Origin of the sequence: Echinicola jeungdonensis, assembly GCF_030409905.1 — a bacterium.
Classification (GTDB): domain Bacteria; phylum Bacteroidota; class Bacteroidia; order Cytophagales; family Cyclobacteriaceae; genus Echinicola; species Echinicola jeungdonensis.
This window is the reverse complement of record NZ_JAUFQT010000001.1, coordinates 2,822,535-2,843,812: the sequence shown is the minus strand read 5'-3', so window position 1 is coordinate 2,843,812 and position 21,278 is coordinate 2,822,535. Positions and strand designations below refer to the sequence as shown.

The 21,278-nt window shown below is 38.1% G+C and carries 18 protein-coding genes; 7 read left to right on the top strand and 11 right to left on the bottom strand.

Annotation, left to right across the window (positions count from 1 at the left end):
* Positions 1-37 precede the first annotated feature (37 nt).
* Together QWY93_RS11845 and QWY93_RS11840 are read left to right on the top strand one after the other, a co-directional pair.
* Positions 38-637 (top strand): acyl carrier protein phosphodiesterase, encoded by a 600-nt coding sequence (locus QWY93_RS11845; RefSeq protein ID WP_290248470.1) that lies wholly within the window; start codon positions 38-40, stop codon positions 635-637.
* Positions 630-1,076 carry a hypothetical protein gene (locus tag QWY93_RS11840; protein ID WP_290248469.1) on the top strand — a complete coding sequence of 149 codons (447 nt, stop codon included), beginning with the start codon at positions 630-632 and terminating at the stop codon, positions 1,074-1,076. The genes QWY93_RS11845 and QWY93_RS11840 overlap by 8 nt, the downstream gene beginning before the upstream one ends.
* A gap of 137 nt (positions 1,077-1,213) precedes the next feature.
* On the opposite strand, the gene QWY93_RS11835 is transcribed toward QWY93_RS11840, so the two are convergent.
* The 3 genes from QWY93_RS11835 to murI all read right to left on the bottom strand — a co-directional run bounded on the left by QWY93_RS11835 (position 1,214) and on the right by murI (position 5,545).
* Complete coding sequence (locus tag QWY93_RS11835) at positions 1,214-2,266, bottom strand: M42 family metallopeptidase (protein WP_290248468.1); 1,053 nt, start codon at positions 2,264-2,266, stop codon at positions 1,214-1,216.
* Positions 2,267-2,367: 101 nt separating this feature from the next.
* Positions 2,368-4,251, bottom strand: a complete 1,884-nt coding sequence (locus QWY93_RS11830; RefSeq protein WP_290248467.1) for an amidophosphoribosyltransferase — start codon at positions 4,249-4,251, stop codon at positions 2,368-2,370.
* A 487-nt stretch (positions 4,252-4,738) separates the two neighbouring features.
* A complete protein-coding gene (murI, locus tag QWY93_RS11825; RefSeq protein WP_290248466.1) occupies positions 4,739-5,545 on the bottom strand; it encodes a glutamate racemase in 807 nt (268 codons plus the stop codon).
* Positions 5,546-6,129: 584 nt separating this feature from the next.
* On the opposite strand from murI, the gene QWY93_RS11820 reads away from it, so the two are divergent.
* Entirely contained in the window at positions 6,130-6,468 is a 339-nt protein-coding gene (locus QWY93_RS11820) for a hypothetical protein (RefSeq protein ID WP_290248465.1), read from the top strand.
* Between the two features lie 640 nt (positions 6,469-7,108).
* Entirely contained in the window at positions 7,109-8,470 is a 1,362-nt protein-coding gene (locus QWY93_RS11815) for a sigma-54-dependent transcriptional regulator (RefSeq protein ID WP_290248464.1), read from the top strand.
* A 315-nt stretch (positions 8,471-8,785) separates the two neighbouring features.
* Here the strand turns inward: QWY93_RS11815 and QWY93_RS11810 are convergent, their stop codons facing one another.
* The 6 genes from QWY93_RS11810 to QWY93_RS11785 form a co-directional block, all read right to left on the bottom strand.
* Entirely contained in the window at positions 8,786-11,326 is a 2,541-nt protein-coding gene (locus tag QWY93_RS11810; protein ID WP_290248463.1) for an ATP-binding protein, read from the bottom strand.
* A 56-nt stretch (positions 11,327-11,382) separates the two neighbouring features.
* Positions 11,383-12,012 carry a DUF2189 domain-containing protein gene (locus QWY93_RS11805; protein ID WP_290248462.1) on the bottom strand — a complete coding sequence of 210 codons (630 nt, stop codon included), beginning with the start codon at positions 12,010-12,012 and terminating at the stop codon, positions 11,383-11,385.
* Between the two features lie 180 nt (positions 12,013-12,192).
* Complete coding sequence (locus tag QWY93_RS11800) at positions 12,193-13,560, bottom strand: pyridoxal-phosphate dependent enzyme (protein ID WP_290248461.1); 1,368 nt, start codon at positions 13,558-13,560, stop codon at positions 12,193-12,195.
* A 361-nt stretch (positions 13,561-13,921) separates the two neighbouring features.
* Complete coding sequence (locus tag QWY93_RS11795) at positions 13,922-14,845, bottom strand: aspartate carbamoyltransferase catalytic subunit (protein WP_290248460.1); 924 nt, start codon at positions 14,843-14,845, stop codon at positions 13,922-13,924.
* On the bottom strand, positions 14,845-15,399 hold the full coding sequence (gene pyrR / locus QWY93_RS11790) for a bifunctional pyr operon transcriptional regulator/uracil phosphoribosyltransferase PyrR (protein WP_290248459.1): 555 nt from the start codon (positions 15,397-15,399) through the stop codon (positions 14,845-14,847). The genes QWY93_RS11795 and pyrR overlap by 1 nt, the downstream gene beginning before the upstream one ends.
* A gap of 418 nt (positions 15,400-15,817) precedes the next feature.
* Positions 15,818-17,434 (bottom strand): transcriptional regulator, encoded by a 1,617-nt coding sequence (locus QWY93_RS11785; RefSeq protein WP_290248458.1) that lies wholly within the window; start codon positions 17,432-17,434, stop codon positions 15,818-15,820.
* Positions 17,435-17,550: 116 nt separating this feature from the next.
* On the opposite strand from QWY93_RS11785, the gene polX reads away from it, so the two are divergent.
* Positions 17,551-19,257 (top strand): DNA polymerase/3'-5' exonuclease PolX, encoded by a 1,707-nt coding sequence (gene polX, locus QWY93_RS11780; protein ID WP_290248457.1) that lies wholly within the window; start codon positions 17,551-17,553, stop codon positions 19,255-19,257.
* Positions 19,258-19,270: 13 nt separating this feature from the next.
* The gene (locus tag QWY93_RS11775; RefSeq protein ID WP_353959637.1) at positions 19,271-19,552 is read left to right on the top strand and encodes a hypothetical protein; all 282 of its coding nucleotides are present in this window, start codon (positions 19,271-19,273) and stop codon (positions 19,550-19,552) included.
* 153 nt (positions 19,553-19,705) lie between these two features.
* Here the strand turns inward: QWY93_RS11775 and QWY93_RS11770 are convergent, their stop codons facing one another.
* Complete coding sequence (locus QWY93_RS11770) at positions 19,706-19,897, bottom strand: cold-shock protein (RefSeq protein WP_290248455.1); 192 nt, start codon at positions 19,895-19,897, stop codon at positions 19,706-19,708.
* A gap of 94 nt (positions 19,898-19,991) precedes the next feature.
* On the opposite strand from QWY93_RS11770, the gene QWY93_RS11765 reads away from it, so the two are divergent.
* Complete coding sequence (locus tag QWY93_RS11765) at positions 19,992-20,495, top strand: SixA phosphatase family protein (RefSeq protein ID WP_290248454.1); 504 nt, start codon at positions 19,992-19,994, stop codon at positions 20,493-20,495.
* Here the strand turns inward: QWY93_RS11765 and QWY93_RS11760 are convergent.
* Complete coding sequence (locus tag QWY93_RS11760; protein ID WP_290248453.1) at positions 20,492-21,223, bottom strand: SDR family NAD(P)-dependent oxidoreductase; 732 nt, start codon at positions 21,221-21,223, stop codon at positions 20,492-20,494. The two genes, QWY93_RS11765 and QWY93_RS11760, sit on opposite strands and share 4 nt — an antisense overlap.
* Between the last annotated feature and the right edge of the window lie 55 nt (positions 21,224-21,278).

Below are 21,278 nucleotides of genomic sequence, written 5' to 3'. Positions count from 1 at the left end.
CAACGCAGCAAATCATCAACCCAAAAGTTTTTCCAGTTTGAATTTTCTAGCCCACGCTTATTTATCCTTTGATCAACCTAAAGTGCTGGTCGGCAACTTTATTGGAGATTTTGTGCGTGGGAACCTCAGGGACCAATTTGAAAAGGATATTGTCTTGGGAATCATGTTGCATAGGGAAATAGATGAATTTACTGATACCCATCAAGAGGTGAAAAAGGCCCAGGAAATCCTTAAGCCAAAATTTGGAAGGTACAGCATGGTCATTACTGATATATTTTTTGATTATTTCTTAAGTAAATATTGGGAAAATTATGACAGCCGAAGTATTCAGGAATTTGCTGATCAAGTATACCAAACCATTTCTCAATTTGAAGGCAACCTACCTGTTAGTTTTGTTTATTTGTTTCATTTTATGGAAAAGGAGAATTGGCTTGTGTCTTATGGAACCCTTGAAGGGATTCGGAAATCCCTAACCGGAATTTCCAAAAGAACTGCATTCGATTCCAAAATGGAAACTGCCCATTTGTCATTACGAGAGCATGAATCTACCTTTAAAAGCCATTTTGAAAAGTTTTTCCCGGATTTGATCCGTTTTTCAAAAAACAAGCTTGATGAATTAAAAGCCAACTATGATTAATTGTAAACCTAAAAGATCCACTTATATTTCCCTTGGCACAGTGGTCATCATCTTGATTGCCGGCCTAACTTATATTTTACACGATTTTAGCACCGAACAGTCGTATGGATTGTTTTTTTATTTGATCAGTGCCAGTTTATTAACCTTGGCAATATTGATGATCCTGGTAAAAATGATGGCTGGCTACCGGTTTATATCAGCCGGAAAAGAAAAAATAGAAGTTAAACTTCCTTTAAAAGGCTTCAAGAAATCTTATTACTTGGACCAGATTTTAGCCTGGCAGGAAGAGGTGGTCATCACCAATAAAAAGGAATTCAGGCAGATTACAATTGTCTTTGACGATAAAACATCCATCAGTCTCAGCAACCATGAACACACTTTTTACCTGGATTTTCACAAATACCTATCAAAAAAGCTACCCAAGAAAAAAGTCAAATAAAAAAGGCCTTTATCAGAAAAGGCCTTTCATACTTTGTTTTTACCCTTGCCTATTTGTTCTCCCAATAACATCCCACATTATTGCAGGATTGAATTTGTTTTTTCGGTTCCTAAATATTCAATAAAAACTGAAGACAATTAATGTTTCCAATCATATTGGTCAATTCCCTCCAAGCAGGCATTTAGTAATCTGATACTGGAATCAATATCATGTTTGTGAGCCATCTCAATAACTTGGTGCAAATGGCGTGTTGGAATGGAAATTGCCCCTGCAATGGCACCTTGTTTACCCATACGTTGCACCCCGGCGGTATCAGTTCCTCCAGCTGTTAAGATTTCTGGCTGCCATTGGATCTGTTTATTATCGGCCGTTTTTTTCATGAATTCGACCATCCTATAATCACAAATGGTCATCGCATCCATAATTTTAACTGCAGTACCTTTTCCTAACTCTGTGATTTTTTCATGTGGAGAAGCACCGGGCAAATCATAAGCAACCGTAGTATCCAGGGCAATACCAAAATCAGGGTTGATCCCATGGGCAGCTACATTTGCCCCTCTAAGTCCCACTTCTTCCTGGACAGTAAAGGTTGCATATACATCATACGGTGGATTTTCCAGGGTTTTCAAAGCCTCAATCAATATAAAGACAGCTACTCTATTATCTATGGATTTGCAATTGACACAATCTCCCATTTCCACCAATTCCCTGTCACGGGTAATTGGGTCTCCCACCTTAACATATTTATCCACTTCTTCTTTGGGAAGGCCTAGGTCAATAAAATAATCCGTGGTTTTGGGCATTTTATTTCTTTCTTCCGGAGACATCACGTGAATGGGTTTACTTCCCATTACCCCTACCAGGTCTTTTTTCCCATGGACAATTACCCTTTGGGCAGTTAGCGTTTTGGGATCAAAACCTCCCAAAGTATGGAATCTCAAAAAACCATTATCATCAATATGATTTACAATAAAGCCAATTTCATCCATATGGGCAGCCACCATGACCTTTTTCCCATCTGGATTATTTTTCCCTTTTTTAACAGCAATCACATTACCGATGTTATCAATCTTCACTTCATCTACCAAGGGAGTAACTTCTTTTACAACCAAGTCCCGGATTCTTTTTTCAAAACCAGGTGCCCCTGCGATTTCACAAACTTCCTTTAAAAATGCGGTATTGATACTCATTATTTTATCTACTTTATGTTTAGACTTATAGATTTATTGAAGTGGATACAAAAAAAGGCCATTCTGTTAAATGACCTCTTTTTCTGTAGTTTTTTTTATTTTTAATAAGCCCTTATGGCCTTTCCTTCCATAAAATTGACAAAGGATTTATTAACCACCCGCATACCTCCTGGGGTTGGGAAGTTACCGGTAAAATACCAGTCTCCCAAGTGGTCAGGACAAGCTTTATTCAAGTTTTCAACGGTTTGATATATCACCTTCACCTCAGCCTGAATATTATCCGAAGTGATAATTTCAGCAATTTTATCAGAAATCTCCTGATCAGTAAAATTATCGTAAATTTTCTTTACAAAGTTTTCCGTAGCCTGGGGGTCAGAAACACATTTTTCATATACATCTTCCAAAATGAATTTTTGCCCCGTATCTTCCAATAGTTTCAAAGCTGCCCTAAAGGCTATAAATTCCTTCATCTTGGACATATCAATTCCATAACAATCCGGAAATCTGATTTGTGGTGCTGAAGAAACAACAATGATACGCTTGGGATGAAGTTTGTCCAATGTGGTTAAAATACTTTTTTCCAACGTAGTACCACGGACAATGCTATCATCCAATATTACAATGGTATCCACTCCAGATCTTATTACCTCATAGGTAGTATCATAAACATTGGCCACCATTACATCTCTGTCACTGTCATTGGTAATGAATGTTCGTAATTTCACATCCTTGCTCACCAATTTTTCTACCCTGGGCCTGAAATGCAACAACTCCTCTACATCCCCAAGATGAGGCTTTCCATCCAACAAGACTTCTCTTCTTTTGGTACTCAGGTAATCTTCTAAGCCCTCTATCAATCCCAAAAATGCGGTTTCAGCGGTATTGGGGATATAAGAAAAGACGGTGTTCTTTAGATCAAAATCAATGGTATGTAGTATCTGAGGGATAAGGGCCCTACCTAAATTTTTTCTTTCCCTGTAAATATCCGGGTCGGTACCTCTGGAAAAATAAATCCTCTCAAAGGAACAGGATTTTTTAGTGGTTGGCGGGGTAATTTCATGTTCTCCAAAGGAGCCATCTTTATTGACAATTAAAGCATTTCCAGGTTTGATCTCCTGGATAGCTTTGTAATCAATATCAAATGCAGATTTAATAGCCGGCTTTTCAGAAGCAATAACTACAATTTCATCATCCGCATAATAATATGCAGGGCGGATTCCGGAGGGGTCCCTAACAACAAAACTGGCACCATTTCCAATTATCCCTGCCATGGCATACCCCCCATCAAAGTCCCGGCAAGACCTTCTAAGGATCCTGGCTACATCCAGTTCCCTTTCAATAACATCAGTAATTTCGAGATTGGAATAATCTCCTTTAAATTTATTAAAGATCCTTTGGTTTTCTTCGTCCACAAAGTGGCCGATTTTTTCCATTACGGTAACGGTATCGGTTTTTTCTTTGGGATGCTGTCCCAATTCCACCAATTTCCCAAAAAGTTCTTCCACATTGGTCATGTTAAAATTTCCTGCCATGACCAGGTTTCTACTTCTCCAGTTATTTTGCCTTAAAAAGGGATGACAGGTTTCTATGCTATTTTCACCATGAGTTCCATAACGTAGGTGTCCAAGCCAGACTTCCCCGGAAAATGCCACATTGTTTTTCACCCACTCGGCATCCAACAATGCTTTTTCTCCCCCGTTCTTTTTAGCTTTTTTAAACTTTTTGGCGACCTTGCCAAAAATGGTATTCACCGCTTGTTGGTCAATGGACCGGTACCTGCTGATATATCGGGTACCCGGTTTGCTGTTAATTTTAATATTGGCAACTCCAGCGCCGTCCTGGCCACGGTTGATCTGCTTTTGCATCAACACATAAAGGCGATTGGCTGCGTACAAGGGTGTGCCGTACTTGTCTATATAATATTGAAGGGGTTTGCGGAGCCTTATCATGGCTATCCCGCACTCGTGTTTGATTTGATCACTCATCGGGTTTTCGCAGGTAGTATTTGAAGGTGCAAATTTAAGGCATTTTTATTACTTTCCATCAAAATCCTTAATGCTTTCATAACCTAATTTCCTCCATAAAAATTCAATTTTAACAAAGAGATTATTTAAAGTTATGACAAAACCCCACATAGGGTACAATAATCAACTTTATCGAAGTATTTTGGATAAAGTTGCAGGGGGTAAAACCCGGTAATTTATTTCACTTTCTTTCCTGCAAAAACCAAGAAGGGTATATACCAATGGGGCTTATTGACTCGCGTTATAATTTAGAGGATATTAACAAAACCTTGAATTCCCCTTATTATTATAAAAATTTAAAAGGCATTAGGAGAATTTTTACGATAAAAAATATGATTTTAAGATAGAAAAGCCCTTCAAGTGACCCCTTCACCAATTGTTTTATGCAATCAGCAATACAATCCGGTTAAACAATAACTAATTGTATTTTCACATCCGCAAAACCCCTCTATTCCCATAATGGGTATTTTTCCAAGCTTACCTCTTCCCCAAAGAACAACTTGGTGGTATGCTCAAATGCCGGAGTATAATCAGACACCAAAAAATGGTCCTTTCCACCTTTACCAGGATTCAATAATTGATGTTCTGCCAAAAATTCTTTTGTTGCCTTAGCAACCGTTTCTGAGCTATCGATTACCTCAACCTTACCTTCGTACAAAGCTTCTATGTGCTCCTTTATCAAGGGATAATGGGTACAACCCAAAATCAAAGCCTCCAATCCCTGCAGCTGAGGATCATCCAGGTAGGTTTTGATAATTGCCTGACTGATGGTATTACTTAAAAAGCCTTCTTCAATCATAGGAGCCAAAAGCGGGGTTTCTAAGGCAGCAAACTCAATTCCCAAACTTAATGCATCAATTTTATGGCGATATACTCCTGATCTAACGGTTTGCTTGGTTCCGATCAAACCAACTTTTTTTCCTTTATGATTTTCTTTCAAATACTGAATAACAGGTTCGATTACGTCAAAAACCTTTGCTCTAGAGGCAACGTAAGCCTTTACCAATTCAAAAGCAGCTGTGGAAGCGGAATTGCAGGCAATCAAAATCAATTTACATCCGGAACGAAGTAAAACATCTGCGATTTTGACAGAATATGCTTGGATAGCGGCGGTACTTTTATCTCCATAAGGCAAATGGGCGGTATCACCAAAATATATGACTTGTTCATTGGGAAGGATTTCTTTTACCGCCCTGGCAACGGTGAGTCCCCCTATCCCACTATCAAAAATTCCAATTGGGGCTGCTGAATTCATAATTAATCAAAATATTTCGATGCAATTTAGCGGATTTTTTTTGCTTTCTTCACTCCAAAAAAAAGAAACCCTTGGGTTCACGCACCCAAGGGCATTATGCAAGCAAAGAGTTATTTGTTTAAGTTATGGTACAAAGTTACCTTTTATCGATCAGGATTCAAAACAAAAGGAATTAGGGGTAAAAAATCAGCTTTCCCCTTTCCAAGTAGATTATGGATAATTTTTCTTCTACCCTGAACTTAAATTCATCAAACTTCTGGCTTACCCATTTAATCATACCCCTTATTTATTAACTCTTGGTCAAATCTGCTCCCCAAATTGAGGAAAACCTCCACATTTACACACCCATAAAACTCATTTTCAAGGATTTAAAACCACTTTATTAGTATGGCACAAACTATGATGAATGAATTGAAGTAATAGTAATAATGTTTGTAAATCAATATTCACATTCCTGCTTATCTTAATTATCGGACCTTGGAACAGGTGAACAACAACCTAATTTAAATTTAAAACCAATTTCCCAACGGCCCAAAAATTAACCAGCAGGATAGGAGCATGTTGAGTAGAAAAGGAATTTCCAAATGAAAAAGAACCCCATTTATTTGATAGGACTGCTATTAATATTGGTAGCATGCAGTCCAAAAAAGGGTAACCAGTTTTCAGGAAAAGGCGGTGAAGGACAAAAAACCATTGCTTCTTCTAATTCTCAGTTTTCGCCCGAAGAGATTCTCTTGGAAGAAATACCTAAGGACATTTCCCATAACGTTAAAAAAGACAATTTCTTCTCTAGCCTGGACCTGGTAAATGCCAAGAAAATAAAAAAAGAAGGCAAGGTATTTTATGACCTAACCTTTGAGGATGAAGAAAGCCTAACCATCATGGCAACCTTCAATGAAAATGGCCAGATAGTAGTACTTTAATGGGAAACTAATACTTTCCCCCTCCCAACTTATGCAAGTTATTCATTTTGAAATAAAAGATTTGACATGAGAGTAGACTTTATTAAAGAATATTTCTACTAACTATTTTTATGAAATTAATCCTCACTTTAGCCCCTTCCTTCGATCTTTTATGATATTCCCAGACAATCATTAGGGTTAAAACGCCACTGTTATGGGATATAATTACTTTATTATACCCATTGAAAAAACAGGCAGCTAACCATACCAAAAACTATTTTTTTGAATGATTTTTTGATGGTAGGCAATACCCTTAGGCTGTTACAAAAAAAGCACAATAAAGGGAAAAGGAACTTTGGCAATATTATAATTATTGACCAATGTGCTTATTGAAGTTTAAATTTTTTCAATGTTTTCAAATATTTTAAATTTTGACCTAAAATAATCAGGTGCATTTTCTTTATTTTTTGGTTATTTTTGTAACTATAGCAATCAAGCAACAGCCGCTAAAACTTACCCCAACTCAAAGGCTACCAAGGGGTTTCACAAAGCTTAATTCATACTAAAGGAGAAAAATTTCAAACTCTTTTTCTCCTTTGCCATTTATGGCATTAAAGTGGCTTAATTTACACAAAGCTCAAAATATTCAAACCAATTCAGAATGTCCAAGGGAAATATATTATTGATCGAAGACGATCTCACCTATTCAAAAATCATAAAAACCTTTTTGGAAAAGCATGGTTTCAACATAACTTCAACAACCAAGATCAGTGATGCCTATGCATTAATAGAAAAGGAAAAATTTAACCTGGTCATTACGGATTACCGCTTACCTGACGGAACAGGCATGGAGGTGTTGGAAAACATCATTGCAAAAAATGCTGAGATCAGGGTCATTTTGATCACCAATTACTCTGATATCAGAACGGCAGTAAAATCCATGAAATTGGGTGCTTTTGAATATATCACCAAACCTGTAAACCCTGATGAATTATTGGCCACGGTTCAGGAGGCCCTAAAAGCCAAACCTAAACCCAAGGAAACCCCTAAAATCAGTGACCCTGTTGCTCCAAAGCCAAAATCCTCCATTTACGTTATTGGGAGAAGTCCTTCTGCCGTTCAATTAGAGCAGTATATTTCCTTGGTAGCCCCAACAGAGATGAGTGTAATGGTGCTTGGAGAGAGTGGTACAGGTAAGGAATTTGTTTCCAAAAGGATCCATGAAAAGTCGAAAAGGAGTTCTGGACCATTTGTTGCCATAGACTGTGGGGCCTTATCTAAAGAACTGGCAGGAAGTGAATTATTTGGACATGTAAAAGGAGCATTTACAGGAGCTTTGGAAAACAAAACCGGCTCCTTTGAATTGGCTAATAATGGAACCATTTTTTTGGATGAAATTGGTAATTTGAGCTATGAGGTCCAAATCAAACTCCTTAGGGCCATACAGGAAAGAAAAATCAAGAAAATTGGTGGCAATAAGGACATCCCTGTAGATGTCCGGATTATTGTAGCCACGAATGAAGACCTTTCAGAACTGGCGAAAAAAGGAGAATTCCGGGAAGACCTTTTCCACCGGTTAAATGAATTTAGCCTCAAGGCCACCCCTTTAAGGGAAAGAGTGGAAGATCTATTCCATTATGCTGATATTTTCTTAACGGATGCCAATAAAAACCTGGAAAAGGATGTCACCGGTTTTAGTGAAGAAGTTAAAGAAATTTTTAAAAATTATGGCTGGCCGGGCAACCTCCGTGAATTAAAAAACATTATCAAAAGAGCTGTTCTTTTAACTGGAGAAGGAGATATACAAAAAGAAGCATTACCGGTGGATTTGATGCTTCCCCAGAATTCCTCCTCCCAAACCAATGGATCAAAAGACCTAAAGTCTTCTTTTGAAGAACAGGAAAAGGCAATGATCATCAAAACCCTCAATGAGGTAAAACATAACAAATCCAAAGCAGCTAAAATCCTTAATATTGACCGTAAAACACTTTACAATAAATTGGAAAAATATGGTATCGATTAACGGGAACAGATAGTTAAGCCCTGTGCTTTATTACCAACTAATAATGTGTCAATGGCTCAATGGAGCATCCATATAACGGGACCATTCCAGACCTTGAAATTGGGGGATTGATACCACTATCCCTTCTTGTGTCCCACCTCAACAACCTAAAGTTTTGCAGAACAATATAACGATGGGATTTTCAATTGGAGGAGCAACCTAATTCTTAAAGGTTTTGACCGTAACTTCCCGAGTCTTAAGACTCTTATAGCTATATTTGTTCAGGATATTGCAAAAGGAGGCATTCTTGAAGAACCAATTTTTCCCAAACTTTCCTCAACTAGTCTTCAAATAAAGGTGATGGTCCTCATTAATCTTTTCAAGAACAATTTGAGATTCCGTAATAATTGCCTTTACAAGGGAAGAGGCGCTTTCTGTTTTTCCTTCTTTTAGATCCTGCTCCAGCTTTCTTGCAACCCTTCCAGCATTAATTTTTAATTGCCCAAGGCGGCTTCCCAATTTATGGGAGATCTCTAATAGGGATTCCCAATCCTGATTTTTCAAAGCTTTATCCAGGGCATTCAGATCATTATGGGTAGTTTCGCAAAAATCTATCAACACTTCTTGTAAAATGCCTTCATCTCCCATGCAAAACTTCTGAAGATCCACCAGATCATAAAGGGCATCATCAGTTTTATAGGCTTTGACTTCTTCTGTTGGCCCTGATTTTTCCTTTATCTCCAATCCAAGTTTTTTACCGATTTGTTTAATCAATTCCTCTTCCTTGAATGGTTTTAAGACGATGGCATCAAAACCGGATTTCTGGATTTTTTCTTTTTCTTTCACGAAAACATTTGCAGTTATAGCAAGGCATACTAAATTTTTATACCTGGGATTATTCCTTAACATTTCCAACACCTGATATCCACTGATTTCAGGCATTTGAATATCCAGAAGAGCTAAGTCAAAGTCCACTTCTCTAAAATTTTCCTTAAAATCAAGCCCACCCTGATAGGCATGTACTACGGCACCGTTACTTTCCAAAAGGAGCTTGGCAAATCTCAGGCCCAAAGGATCATCATCAACCAACAAAACATTTAATCCCCGGATATCATATTCACTATCAACATTTTCAAGGGCCTCCTCCTGCACTTTTGTGGCTTTTATGGGAAGTTTAATATATATACTGGTCCCTTCCCCTTCCTTACTTTCCAACTGGATCTCACCTTTCATCAGGTCCACTATTCTTTTCACTATAGCTAAGCCCAAGCCTGTACCTCCATATTTCCGATTGATGGAACTGTCCCCTTGATTAAATTCGGTAAATACATTGGACTTAAACTCTTCGGTCATACCTATCCCCGTATCGGCTACAGTAATTTCCAGTACTCCAATATTATCAAAACTGACAATCACATCTACCCTACCTTTTTCAGTAAATTTCAATGAATTCCCAATCAGATTGTTAAGAATCTGGTTGATTCTTAACTCATCGCCGAGAAGCCATTTATTTTCCGGCAAATCCAGTTCCCAGTTAAATTCAATTTGTTTTTCTTTTGCTTTTAATTCAAATGAGCTCTGGATCGACCGGAAAAGTTTATGAGGGTCAAATGGCGACTTATCAATCATCACCTTGTCTGCCTCCAACTTTGAAAAATCCAATATATCATTAACAATAGCGGAAAGGGTGTCAGCAGCAAACCCCACCATATTATTATAATCCCTTTGGTTTTCCGATAAGGAGGTTTTCCTGAGAGCAGCTTGATAACCCTGGATGGCATGCAATGGATTCCGGATTTCATGACTCATATTGGCTAGGAAATTCTGCTTGGTTTTTGCAAGGTTGTCAGACCTTTCTTTGGCTTTCTCCAGATGTATCCGGTAATTTTCATCCTTATTCATTTCAGCTAATATGCTATAAATAAAAGCTGAAGACCCCACTATCCCAACAAACACCAGGATGCCTAAAAGCACTGAAACACTAAATGCAGTGTCATATAGGGATTCATTCTTTTCCCTGGATTCCTCCAGAGTATCATATTGGAGATTGGAAATAATCTTTTGGGTATCGGCAATCAAGGCCTTGTTTTTCTCATTTAATTTGGCTTCCAAATCAGCCAAATTTGATCTTAGGTGACGCTCCTGGCTGTTTATATCCAGAAGAAATTTTTTTACCGCATACAAGATGGAATCCGTTGCATGAGGCTCCACCTTATTGATAGAATCCTCTTCAATCAAACCTGGCCTAAACTGTTGAAAAATACCCCGAAGGTTTTCTTTTTCCTTGGTAGTCATCAGGCTTGAAAAACCAGAATCCGCATCCACTTTCTTTTTGGGAGTTTCAGATTTTGGGGGAGTTCTTCTGATTTTATGATCCAACCTAATTTGCCCCAGACTTTGAAGACGATTGATTTCCTCTTGTCTTTTGATTTTTGTTTCAATGTTACTTAAGGCCTCCCTGCTGAAGTTTCGGTTCATAAGGTTTAGTTTCACCTCTTTTAAACCATTATAAACTACTACCAGCTCATTGACATTATAATTGATCCTCTTTAAATACCTCAATTCAGAAGAATCCTGAGCAAACCCCTCTAGTTCATTTAAACGCTCTTCTATCCTTTCTAAATAAACCAGGCCGGAAATGCTATCCCCATCCTCCTGAAAATTGCCTTTTAATTTGTCAAATTGATATATATCCGCCAACAAACCATTGAGCTGGCGAACCCTCTCGCTTGGTTCCGAAAGGGACTCTACTGTATTTAAAAGTTTTTCAAGACTGAAATAGGTTACAGCACTAACACTCAACACTAAAAAAAGGGCCAACAAAAACCCTAAAATCACTTTTTTCTTCGCTTTCCGCGTGGTAACCGATCTTCTCACTACTTCCAATTTTAAGCTAAATCTCTAGCAATAATTATTCCAATAACCACCTGACCTCAAGCTTCTTGTAAAACTTCGCTGGTAATTTCTTCAAAAACACAGTAAGTAATATAAAAGGTAAGTGGAAAACTAACCAATAAGCCCAGAACTAAAAGCCCCCCCACTATATTCATGACAATTAGTAACAAGGATAGAATAAAGAACTTCCACCATCGTACGGTTATTATTTTTCGGCTATACTCCAGCGAGTCCCAAAAATTAAATCCGGTAAAAACTGAAATGAGAACTGAAAAATTATAAGCCACCATCAAATAAATTCCTGGAATAATCAATGCCACAAACCCAAGAAAAACTAACAATTGCCCTACACCCCAGATCAAGATAATGGGCACATAATATTCAAATCCCTTAAAAAAATCAGCATAGGTTATCTCCTCATTGGATTTAATTTTATTGGCCACTAAATAAAATCCGGATACCAATGGACCTGTCAGTAAAAAATTATAAATGGTGGCATAATTCTGTAAATAAATCATTGCCAATAACTGGGAAGACACAAAAAAACCAGCAAAGCCAATGCTAAAAGTAGGTTTCCTTGTAAACAATTCCCATCCATTTTGAATTGCCTGTGCAATATCAAAATCATAACCATTAGCAATTAGTCTTTCTAAGTTTCTTTTTTCCATAAGTAAATTTAATAACGGTCTCAACAGGTATTTCTTGAGTACGAGCTGGAAATATCCTTAACGGCAAGAAATTAATCATCAATCCATTTTCCACTAAGGTCTTATCATCCTGCCAAAATGACTACCCAATTAGGTCCGAGACAGTCTTATTGATTTTTTGAAATATTAATTGCTCTTTTTTTATTTGGTAAAGGCCCCTAGGATATCGTGTTTAGTAATAATGTGGATTTGGTGAAAATCATCCCTTACCAAAACCGCTTTGTCCTTATCCACCATGGAAGAAAGCACATCCAGGGTACTGTCCAAGGCCACAAATTTCATAGAGTTTTCCATCACCTCTTCTACTCCCAAATCTTTTAACTCTGGGTTTTTAATGATTTTACTTAATAATTTATTATCGGTAATGCTACCGATAACATGTCCATCATCCATTACTGGAATTTGAGAAACACTCCTTTCATTCATCATTGCGATGGCATCTTTCACTTTGTCCCCTTTGTGTGCTACTACCAATTCATATTTCCCTTCTCTGGAAGAAATGATGTCACGGGCAGTCCCGTAGGTGTTGTATTCCAGAAAGCCATGATCCTTCATCCAGTCATCATTATACACTTTACCCAGGTAGCGGGTTCCATGGTCAGGAAGGATGATAACCATGGTGTCATTTTCTTTTAAGTTTTCTTTGGCAAATTCCAAGGCCCCGTGTACAGCAGCACCGCAAGACCAACCTACAAATAGTCCTTCTTCTCTGGAAAGTCGTCTGGTCATTACAGCAGCATCCTTATCTGTAACTTTTACGAAATGATCAATTAGGGAAAAATCCACATTTTTAGGCAAAATGTCTTCTCCTATTCCCTCCGTCAAATAAGGATAAATCTCATTTTCATCGAAAACGCCGGTTTCTTTGAACTTTTTAAAAACTGACCCATATGTATCAATGCCTATTGAAATGACTTTGGGGTTTTGTTCTTTCAGGTATTTGGCTGCACCGCACATGGATCCCCCCGTTCCAACACCTGCTGCATAATGGGTAATTTTACCCTCGGTATCTTCCCATATTTCTGGCCCGGTAGTTTCATAATGAGCTTTCCAATTGGAAAGGTTATCATACTGGTTGGGATAAAAGGAATTTGGGATATCCTTATTTAACTTTTTGGCTACGGAATAGTAGGACTTTGGGTCATCAGCAGGAACATTGGTGGGACATACAATGACTTCTGCGCCCATGGCTTTAAGCACATCGATTTTTTCCTTGGATTGTTTATCAGCCATGGTAAAAATGCATTTATAACCCCTTGCTATTCCTACCAGGGCAAGCCCCATTCCAGTATTTCCACTTGTCCCCTCGATGATAGTTCCCCCAGGTTTAAGCAGGCCTTCCTTTTCTGCATCCTCAACCATTTTGATGGCCATTCGGTCCTTCATGGAATTCCCTGGATTGAAATATTCTACTTTGACGTATATCTCACCTTTGAACCCCTTATTGACCTTGTTTAACCGGATCAAAGGAGTATCACCTATTGTCTCTATGATGGAATTATATTTCATATCATCTGGGAATTTTTACCAATTTACAAATAAATTTTAATCAGAAAGCAATTCACGAATTGCCCCCATTGTTAACAAATAAGGCTGCCAAAACCTCCCAATTTCTTTTAAAAAAAAATCATTCAACCCCACAATTGGTTTCTTCTATTTTCTAAGAACTGGGAATTCTGCCAGAAATTGAACAAAAGCGAATGGGCTGGACACTAAAATCCCCAAAGGGAACAAGCATTAATTAATGGGGATTAGCTATTTTTATTGACCCCAGGACCAATTAAAAATCCTTGAAAGCGACTTTCAAGCCTTCCATAAGAAATAAAGATTTTAGAAATGGGATATAAATTTCAATCCTTATTGCAAAAAACTATTTCACCCCAGCCAATAAGTAAAGAACAGCCATCCTAACAGCCACACCATTTTCTACTTGGTTTAATATAATTGAATGGTCACTGTCTGCTACATCGGAATTCAACTCCACCCCCCTATTTATCGGCCCAGGGTGCATGATCACAATTTCTTTATCCAATTGATCCAACAGCTTTTTGCTGACTCCATAATAAAGGGAATATTCCCTTAGGCTAGGAAAATACTTGATCTGCTGCCTTTCAAGTTGAATACGCAGCACATTGGCTACATCACACCATTGCAAAGCTTTTTTGACATCATATTCAACTTTCACTCCCAAACTTTCTATGTGTTTGGGTAGAAGAGTAATTGGGCCGCAAACCATCACCTCAGCCCCTAATTTTTGTAGGCAAAATATATTGGAAAGGGCTACTCTTGAATGAAGTATATCACCAATAATGGCAACTTTTTTGCCGGCTACATCTCCTAATTTCTCACGAATAGAAAAAGCATCCAGCAATGCTTGGGTGGGATGTTCATGAGTACCATCCCCGGCATTGACAATATTGGCATTGATGTTTTTGGACAAAAAATGTGGTGCCCCAGGGCTGCTATGCCGCATCACTATCATATCCACTTTCATGGACAGGATATTGTTTACGGTATCCACCAGGGATTCCCCCTTTTTCACAGAACTACTTCCCGAGGAAAAATTGATCACATCCGCTGATAATCTTTTTTCTGCCAACTCAAAGGACAATTTGGTCCGGGTGGAGTTTTCAAAAAACACATTTGCAATGGTAATATCCCTTAAGGAAGGCACCTTTTTGATGGGCCGGTTGATTACATTTTTAAAATTATCAGCCGTTTCGAAGATTAACTGGATATCTTCAGGGGAAATATCTTTGATACCTAATAAATGGCGGGTACTTAGCTTTTGCATTATACGCTTTTAACTTCTTTTTCTGTTATCCAAATTGCATCTTCTTCGAAACCTTGTGATGCCCATTCCACGCTAACATATTGACTTTCCAGGGTATTGACCTGACGGCCAAAATAATCCGGTTTGATGGGGTAATCCCGGGTAAACTTCCGGTCTATCAACACCATCAATTCTACCTTCTGGGGTCTTCCAAAAGCTATCATGGCATCCATGGCTGCTCTTACAGACCTTCCCTTATAAAGCACATCATCCACAAGAATGACTTTTTTATTTTCAATCAAAAAATCAATCCTGGTTTCATTGGCTTTTAGAGGAATATCTCTTCTTCTAAAATCATCCCGGTGAAATGTTGCATCCAAACGCCCTGATGGCACCTCAATCCCACTGATTTCCTTGAGCCTTTCCACTATCCTGTCCAAAACCAAAGTCCCTCTAGGTTGCAAACCCAGCAAAATGGTATCTTTAAAGTCATCATGATTTTCTATCAACTGATGACAAAACCGGCTTAATGTAATGGATATTTGCTTCTGATCTAAAACTAGTCTTTTTTGCATGGCTTAGATTTGAGCACAAATATAAAAATAAATTGCAACCCGGCTTACCTTCATCTACCATATAACACCCAAATTCTTATTGAAATAAAAAGGTAAAGCCATTAACGGAATCTTCAATGCAACCTGAAGACCCATTGAAAGGGTTTGACCTTCATATGGTATTAGTGAATTCAACCCCTAATTTTATTCGATTTTTTTTTCAATTATTTTTTTTCAATCCTACCCGGTGGAAAAATGGTAGGTAGAGCCATAAAATACTAAATGTTAAGAAAAAAAAAGAACCATAAATTTCGGTGCCAATAATCAAGAAATCTGCGAAAATTCTCTTCTCATTTTCTTCCTTTTTAATGAGTATTCAAAAACCACCCATTATGGTAGGTAGAAAGCTTCAGGTAAACTCTAAATGCATCACTTATTTTTAATTTTCCTCTTGGGTCAAAGCCCTATCCAATTGCCCATCTACCTTTATCTTGGTAATAAAAAACACCTCCCGTACCCTTTCTCTTGCATCTTCACCCTGAAATCTAATTTGTTGTTTGCCGGACAATAAAAAATAATGGTCATACCACCACATCAATGAGAGGCTTTCTACCTGGGTTTCTTTTATCCTTTCATTTTTTGCAAGCAATTCCAATTCAAACTCCTGGTTTTCGAATTTCACTTCTCCCCCAAAAAGGTGAGTCAGATTCAATTTATCCTCTTCCAAATACATATAAAAAAGGTTATCTCCATCAAAGCTGACCTCCCCAAATTTTCCGGGATTGGCGGTAATAAGGTCTTGCAATGAAAGGGTATTGTCCCAAATCATATTCCCCTGTTGGTCCAACAACAAAAACTGGGCAGCCAAGTATTTATATTGGTAATTCACCCCCTCCCGGCTTCTGGAATTGTACCAGGTATACCCTCCCAAGTTTACCTGATTACGAAAACCATCTGGATAATAACGGTAAAAATCATTATGGTAAATCACATCCCTTTGGCGAAACCTGCTGGTACTGGCCATAAAGTAATCATTATAAACCAAAAAGTTTCCACCTTTTGAAATCACTTCACGTGTTACAAGGGAATTGGGGATAGTGATTGATTTTTCCTTTCTAATGGCTTTTTCAAGTGACCGCTCCCTTCTAGCTTTCTGCTTTTCCGGCAGATAGTTATAAAAATTTTCGAAATCAGTAAGGGTGTAAAATCTGTTTTTATATTCCCCAAACTCATTGATCCTGGAAAAATAAATCCCTTTGTTGGGTTCTCTCTTTCTCAACCCAAATGGGCCGATCAAGGCTTGGATGTAATCCTGGACGGGCGTCAACAACCCTTCCTCGATCTCCAATTGAGGATCTTTTCTCGGCTCTATTTTCACTTCCCTCAATTTATTTCCACGTTCGTCAAAGGTCAAAACAGAAACAGTTTTTCGTTTGAACCGGTCTCTACGATTTACTAATACATCAAAAAATTTCAGCTCCGGATCTTTACGAATTTGAAGTATATTAACTTCATTTGAATAAATCCCCTGAACAGTATACACATTTTTGTTTTTCAGGTCAAAGACCTGTATGGCAGGCCTGTATTCCATCATCCCCATCAAAATAGCTTTTTCATCCATGACAAGGAATTCCCTGATTTCCATATCCAATATATTTTCGGCTTCTACTTCAATTAGTTGTTGTGTTTCCAAATTGATCCCATAAATAAGTTTATCTCCACTGTAAGCATCCCCTTTTTGAAGCAATAGGTAAAGCCATCCTCCATCCAAGTCAAAACCGATCAGGTCAAAATGATCTTTTAAGGGGAACTCCATCAATTTACTGGCCTTCAAATGGCGGTCTGTCGTAAAATATTGCAGTTTTTTACTAATGTTAAAGCCCTTAGAAGAAACCGACCTAAAGGCAACCGTGCCATTCTCCGAAGGGAGAATAATAAAATTATTATCAACCCACTCAGTAGCCACCTCTACCCTATGGGTGAAATTTACCTGGCCAAGTACTAAATCCATAGGACCCAACAAGGCAAAAACAAACGCAAGAATATATTTTTTCATGGGTGTGCTAAGACTTTTTCACAAGCTTATTATGATATAAGTTAAGCTTTATGATTTTATTTTAAAACATTTATTGTGGACATTTGCTTATATCTTTTAACCCAAACAAAAAAAATTTGGACAATAAAAATATCACCAAAATCCTGAAGCTAACCATCCAGCTCATGGAGCTCCACGAGGAAAATACTTTTAAGGTAAGGAGTTATCAATCTGCAGTAAATACCATCGACAGAGGAGATATTAGCCTTGAAGATTTGGACCAGGAAGGGCTGCAAAAAATAAGCGGAATTGGAAAAAGCATTGCAGAAGTGATCCTTGACATCCAAGAAACGGGCAGCCATCCCTATCTGGATGATTTGCTGGAAAAAACCCCAAAAGGTTTATTGGAGGTACTGGAGATAAAAGGTTTGGGACCAAAGAAAATCAAAACCCTTTGGAAAGAACTGAACATCACTTCCACTCATGAACTGATGGAAGCTTGCCAATCAGGGAAGGTAGCAAATATCAAAGGTTTTGGTGAAAAAACCCAGGAAAGCATTATTCAGGCCCTGGAATATATGGAAGCCAATCTTGGAAAATGGCTTTATGCGGATATCGAGAAGGACATTACTTCCTTAAATGAAAAATTAAATCAAGCTTTTGGCAAAGAAAAGGTGAGCATAACCGGGGATTATGCCCGAAATTTGGAGATCCTTGAAAATGTGGAATGGATCATCTGCTCAAAAGACCGAAAATCTACTCTTAAAGAAATAAACCAAATTGATGGATTAAAATATGACCCCAAAAAATCCAGCCCTTTTAATTGGCGTGGCCAGCTTCAAGATAAAGACCTTGACATTATCATCCACCACACTGATGAGGAACATTTCATCAATGAGAAGCTGATAAGGACTGGAAGCAAAGGGCACCTGCTCTCTCCTTTGGAAAACCAGGAAACCCTAGGAACCTTTTTTAAATCCAAACTTTTTTCAAGTGAAGAAGAAGCTTATAAAGAAGCAGGTCTGGCATATATTTTACCCGAACTTAGAGAAGGACAGTTTGAATTGGAATGGGCGAAAAAAGGTGAAATTCCTGATTTATTAATTTATGAAAATCTAAAAGGCATTCTTCATAATCATTCCACCTACAGTGATGGCAAACATTCTCTCAGGGAAATGGCCGAATATTGTAAGGAATTGGGGTTTGAATATTTGGGCATCTCTGACCACAGTCAGACGGCAAGTTATGCCGGAGGCTTGGATGTGAATAAAGTGCAAAAACAGCAAGAAGAAATAAAGGCTTTGAATGAGGAATTGGATTCATTTAAAATTTTTAGCGGTATAGAAAGCGACATTCTCTTGGATGGAAGTTTGGATTATCCTGAGGAGACTTTGGCGAGCTTCGATTTTATTGTAGCTTCCATCCACAGTAGTTTGGGGATGAACAAAAAGAAAGCTACGGCCAGGGTTCTTAAGGCCATAGAAAACCCCTATACTACCATTTTAGGGCACCCTACCGGTAGATTACTATTAAGAAGGGAAGGCTACCCATTGGATCACAAAACCATAATTGAGGCCTGTGCAAAACATGAGGTAATTATTGAGATTAATGCCAACCCTTGGAGATTGGACCTGGATTGGAGGTGGGTGCATTATGCGCTTGAAAAAGGTGTTCAACTCTCCATTAACCCTGATGCCCATGAAAAAGCCGGCTTTTTGGACATGAAGTACGGAGTGTTGGTCGGAAGAAAGGGGGGATTGACTAAGGACATGACTTTCAATGCCAAATCGGCCCAGGAAGTGGCAGAATATTTTGAAAAAAGAAAAGAGAAAATTAAAGCTTAAAAATATGAATTGGATGAATCAGGATTCGGGAAACCTTCTTCACCGTTCTTTTTCTTTTGGAATTACTGGCATATTGCTTTGTTTTATCCCTTTGGTTAATAGGACTTGGCCTTTTGTAGAGCAGCAAAAAATCAGTTTTATTAATGGATTTGGCATTGCTATCCAACTTCTTGCCCTAAGCATTGCCGTATTGGTTTTGAGGAAGAGGAAATTGGATCTTGAACATAAAGAAAAAGCCAAAAGGATGATCATTGCACTAGGGGTAGCATTGGTTTTCTTTATTTTGAATAACTAATAAGAAGAAATCGGGAAGGCTCATTGAATTGGACCCGCTTTGTTCAAGAAGAACAAGGTCCCAAACGATATCTCCTTATTAAAAATCAGGACAAACAGCAAAGCCTGCCCCAAATGGGGCAGGCTTTGCTTAAAAAAAGTGACTAAAATTCATTTATGCTTTTCTAACATTAAAAGCATTCAATCCCTTTTTTCCTTCTTTGACCTCAAAAGAAACTTTGTCATTCTGTTCAACCTTATCCACTAAACCAGTGGCATGAACAAACACATCGTTTTGTGACTCATCATCAATAATGAAACCGAAACCTTTGGATTCATTATAAAATTTAACTATTCCGGTAAGCATGTTAATAAATAATAATTGTTAGTGGTTAAATAATGACTGAATGTAAAAATTATTAACCCAAAAAACAAACTGTTTTTTTTAGTATCTTGTGTAAATGAAAAATTTAATAATATGCAGACATGCAAAATCTTCTTGGGATGATCCTTTCCTGGATGATCACAAACGGCCCTTGGCAAAAAGAGGAATCAGGGATGCCCCGCGTATGGCACAAAGGTTAAAGGACAGGAATATTATTCCGGATTTAATGGTTTCTTCAGGTGCTGAAAGGGCAAAAGCAACAGCTTTGGCTGCTGCAGAAATCCTCCAATATCCAGAGGAAAAAATTTCATTTACCGACGAGCTATATCATGCATCCAGCGGGTCTATTTTGAGAACTATCAGGCATTCCCCAGTTGATGTAAATACTTTATTTATTTTTGGGCATAACCCGGGACTCAATGACCTGATTGAAGATCTGGGTGGGAATATTGACAACCTTCCCACTTGTGGGCAATTTGGTTTCCAATTTGAAACCAATACTTGGAATGAAGTGGGAAGGTTTAATGCAAAGGCTTGGTTTTTTGATTTCCCTAAAAATAAAACACAGATTCAGGATTAAAACTCTCTTACATCCTGAAAGACCTCTTTATAATCCTGAACATTCCGTATCAAATGCAAGACTTTTTGAGCGGTATTTTTAGGCGTGCTCAGCTCAGCATTGGCCTTTAACGCTTTGAATTTTTCTACATTGCTAAAATCATCCTTTTGGCTTGACCTGATTTCTTCCTGCATGGGAGTATCAATAACCCCTGGAGAAAGTGCATAATATTGGATTCCATAATCATGAAGTTCGCTTTCTTCCTGGGCAATGGCTGTCATCCTGTTCAGGGCGGCTTTGGTACTGCTGTATCCGGACCATCCATCGATATTTTTATTGGCAGCTCCGGAAGAAATATTAACAATAACTTTTTTGGTTTCCATTTGTTTCCCATACCTCCTCACAAATTCATTCATCAAAATGGCCGGAGCAACCACATTAACCGTTTGGAGTTTGGCAATTCCTTCAGGGGTCAATTTTCCCACAGGGGCAATTTCACCGATCCAACCCGCATTATTGATCAATACCACCTGGTCAAAATCATCAATTGGAAAAATCCTGTCCAGTTTTTTCTCCAATTCCTGGATATCTCCCAAATCCAATTTTACATGTTCAATACCAGAGATATCATCCATTGTAGACCTGGAAACCCCAATTACCTGACTACCATCTTCTTTTACTAATGCCTCCACAAGGGCTTTACCCAAACCTTTGCTGCTACCTGTAACAATAAAAAGCTTGTTTTTCATAGGATTAAAATTTTATAGCCAAAACAAAAGGAATTTCTTTTATGTTTTGGCTTAA